Genomic DNA, 3,123 nt, shown 5'->3' with positions numbered 1-3,123 from the left:
GCGATGCGCGACGCCAAGGCGAAGCAAGCGGCAAGCGCCATGCCGGCCGAAACACGCCAGACGGAGCCCGCAGAATGAGCCTTTCATCCCTGACAAAACCCTGGGCGGCCACCAGCTACGGTTTTCTCGATGCATCGGCCAAGCGCGAACTGCGCCGGAAAATGCTGAAAGCCATCGCCGTTCCGGGATGCCAGATGCCCTATGCCAGCCGCGAAGTGCCAATGGCCCGCGGCTGGGGCACCGGCGGCCTGCAAGTGACCCTCACTTTGGTCAATCCCGGCTCAACCGTGAAGGTCATCGACCAGGGTGCTGACGATGGCGTCAACGCCGCCTCGATCCGTCGCTTCATTTCGCGCGTATCCGGCGCAGGCGAGACGTGGGACACGCTTGCCGCCTCCATCGTGCAATCGCGCCATCGCGTGCCCGAAGAGGTGATGCGCGAGGATCAGATCCTTGTGCTGCAGGTGCCCAATCCGGAACCGCTGCGCGGGGTTGAGCCCAACATTTCCATCGCCCGGCAGATGCACGCCGATGCCGACTACGGAAAACTCTGGCTGACGCTTTACGAGCAGATCGTTCGAAAAGGCCGGATCATGCAGGGCGCGGCCTATCCTTCGATGGTCAATGGCCGCCATGTGATGACGCCGTCGCCCATTCCGCGCTGGGACGTGCCAAAGCTCAACATGGCCAAGCATCTCACCTTTCTCTCCGCGGGTCGGGAGAAGCGGCTTTTTGCAGTGCCGCCCTATACCCGCGTCGAGCCGCTGGTCTTCTCCGATCGCCCCTATCGGGTGGAAGACCACGCGGATCTTACCTGCCGCCGCTCTGGCGTCTCGGGCTATTTCATGAACGAGCTGCCCATTGATGGCGGCGGTTCGGCCTTCGAGGTTTCGGATAGCAATTTTGGCATCAAGGCCATCCAGAAGACCGAAGGTGCGCCGATCGAGGTCGGCAAAACCTGGTATCGCAACGGGGAGTTTTCGGCATGAGCCTCCATCTGGGCCTTCCCGCGCTCGACCGTGCCGCCCCTCGCCTGATGCGGGCCGAACCGCTCCTCAGCATGCGCGATATCTCCAAGACTTATGGGGACGTCCGCGCCCTGCGCCATGTCGATGCCACGGTCTATCCCGGCGAAGTCATGGGCATTGTCGGGGAAAGCGGCTCAGGTAAATCAACGCTTTTGCGGATGATGAACCTTGAGGATACGCCCGATAGCGGTGACTACACCCTGCGCCTGCCGAGCCGGGAAGATGGCAATCTCTTTGACCTGACGCGCTATGAGCGCCGCATGCTTTGCGCCCGCCATATCGGCATCGTTTACCAGAACCCGCATATGGGTCTTCTTATGCGGCACTCTTCGAGCGGCAATGTTGCCGAGCGCCTGCTTATCGCCGGCGAGCGCAGCTTTGACGTTTTGCGCGCCAAGGCAAGGGAAGCGCTCGACGCTTCGGAATTTCCGATCTCGCGCATGGACGCCCGCCCCATCGAACTGTCGGGCGGCATGCAGCAGCGCGTGCAATTGGCCAAGGCCATCGCGCTAGAACCGGCCCTTCTGCTGCTCGACGAGCCGACCACCGGCCTCGACGTCTCGGTACAGGCTCTGGTGCTCGATACGCTAAAGCGGCTGCAGCGCGACCGGAAGATCACCATGGTGCTGGTCAGCCACGATCTCGGCGTCATCCGCACGATGGCCGACCGTGTCATGGTCATGCGCCATGGCGAGGTTGTGGAGCAGGGCCTTGCCGATCAGGTGTTTCAGGACCCGCAGCACCCCTATACCCAGCAACTCGTGCACGCAAAGCTCTGAGGACAGGCCATGACTTCCACTCCGCTCCTGCGTGTCGAAAAGCTCACCAAGACCTTCCGCATGTACCACCTCGACAGCATGCTGCATGCTTTTGAGGGGGTCAGCTTTGACCTTCACGAAGGCGAATTCCTGCTGCTGCGTGGGCATAATGGCGCCGGCAAGTCGACGCTGCTGCGCACCATCTGGCGCTCTTATCTGCCGGTCGGCGGCCATGTCTGGTATCGCTCGCGCCATGGCGAAATCGACCTCGCCAATGCGGCCGATGTCGATATTGCGCTGCTGCGTCGCGAGGAAATCGGCTTTGTGACGCAGTTCCTCAATGCCCGTCCGCGCGTCGCGGCCCAGGATATCGTCGCCGAGCCTTTGCTGCTCGCCGGGACCTCGCAGGCCGAGGCGCTCGATCAAGCCCGGCATTGGCTCGACCAGTTCGGCGTACGTCCCGAACTCTGGCGCGCTTATCCCAGCACGTTTTCGGGTGGCGAACAGCAGAAGGTCAATCTCGCCCGCGCGCTGGTCCTGCCGCAAAAACTGCTGCTGCTCGATGAGCCTACGGCTTCGCTCGACGTCGGCGCCCGTGCCGCCCTCGTGCGCCGCCTCTCGGATCTGAAGGCGCAAGGTGTCGCCATCATTGGTGTGTTCCATCACCCGGGCGATGTCGCCCAACTCATCACCCGCGAAATCAATCTCAATACCAAAGTCGTTGCCGACCAGAGCGAGGAAGAAGAAAATGTGGCTCTCTAATTTCCGTATCGTCCTCGCCGACCGCGTCATCGAAAGCGGCGCCGTCAAAATCGAACACGGCGTCATTGCCGAGATCAGCGAAACCCCGGTTGCCAATGCAGACGTGGATGGTCACGGCCTTCTCCTGATGCCGGGCATGATCGACATGCATGGCGACATGATCGAGCGCGAAATCGAGCCGCGGCCGGGCGTGCGCATGCCGATGGAAATGGGCCTGCGCGATCTCGATATGAAGCTGGCGACCTCAGGCATCACCACGGCCTATGCCTCGCTCTCCTTCGCGCCTGGCTCAACCTATGGCCACATGCGCTCCTATGATTTCACGAGCGAAATGATCCGCGCCGTCGTCGCGGCCCGTCCCAACCTCCTCATCGATCATCGCGTGCATGCACGGTTTGAAGTGACTTTTCCGGCCGCGCTGTCCGTCGTCAAGGAACTGGTCGGCGAAGGCTCGGTCGATCTCGTCTCGCTCTGCGATCACACGCCGGGGCAGGGGCAGTATCGCAACCTCGAGCTGCAGGCCGCCAACATCTCCAAAAACAAGGGCATTTCGCTCGAGGCTGCGGCTGAGCAAT

Annotated in this window: 3 protein-coding genes and 1 pseudogene; all 4 read left to right on the top strand. The window is 62.1% G+C overall.

Annotated features, from left to right (window positions below):
• The first annotated feature begins 74 nt into the window (after positions 1 to 74).
• On the top strand, positions 75 to 989 hold the full coding sequence (locus ABW043_RS07385; protein WP_353920574.1) for an alpha-D-ribose 1-methylphosphonate 5-phosphate C-P-lyase PhnJ: 915 nt from the start codon (positions 75 to 77) through the stop codon (positions 987 to 989).
• Positions 986 to 1,807, top strand: coding sequence for an ATP-binding cassette domain-containing protein (locus ABW043_RS07380; protein ID WP_353920573.1), 822 nt, complete (start codon positions 986 to 988; stop codon positions 1,805 to 1,807). The genes ABW043_RS07385 and ABW043_RS07380 overlap by 4 nt, the downstream gene beginning before the upstream one ends.
• A gap of 9 nt (positions 1,808 to 1,816) precedes the next feature.
• Positions 1,817 to 2,548 carry a phosphonate C-P lyase system protein PhnL gene (locus ABW043_RS07375; protein ID WP_353920572.1) on the top strand — a complete coding sequence of 244 codons (732 nt, stop codon included), beginning with the start codon at positions 1,817 to 1,819 and terminating at the stop codon, positions 2,546 to 2,548.
• Positions 2,535 to 3,123 (top strand): annotated as a pseudogene (locus ABW043_RS07370) (alpha-D-ribose 1-methylphosphonate 5-triphosphate diphosphatase); the annotation flags it as partial. The gene ABW043_RS07375 and the pseudogene ABW043_RS07370, both read left to right, overlap by 14 nt.

This window comes from Devosia sp., from assembly GCF_040509215.1.
Classification (GTDB): domain Bacteria; phylum Pseudomonadota; class Alphaproteobacteria; order Rhizobiales; family Devosiaceae; genus Devosia.
The sequence above is the reverse complement of the archived record's forward strand: the minus strand, read 5'-3'. Positions and strand labels throughout refer to the sequence as shown.

What these genes read in the sequence shown, in the direction of transcription:
- ABW043_RS07380 (WP_353920573.1), top strand. Translation starts at nt 986, where the DNA reads ATGAGCCTCCATCTGGGCCTTCCCGCGCTCGACCGTGCCGCCCCTCGC.
- ABW043_RS07385 (WP_353920574.1), top strand. Translation starts at nt 75, where the DNA reads ATGAGCCTTTCATCCCTGACAAAACCCTGGGCGGCCACCAGCTACGGT.
- ABW043_RS07375 (WP_353920572.1), top strand. Translation starts at nt 1,817, where the DNA reads ATGACTTCCACTCCGCTCCTGCGTGTCGAAAAGCTCACCAAGACCTTC.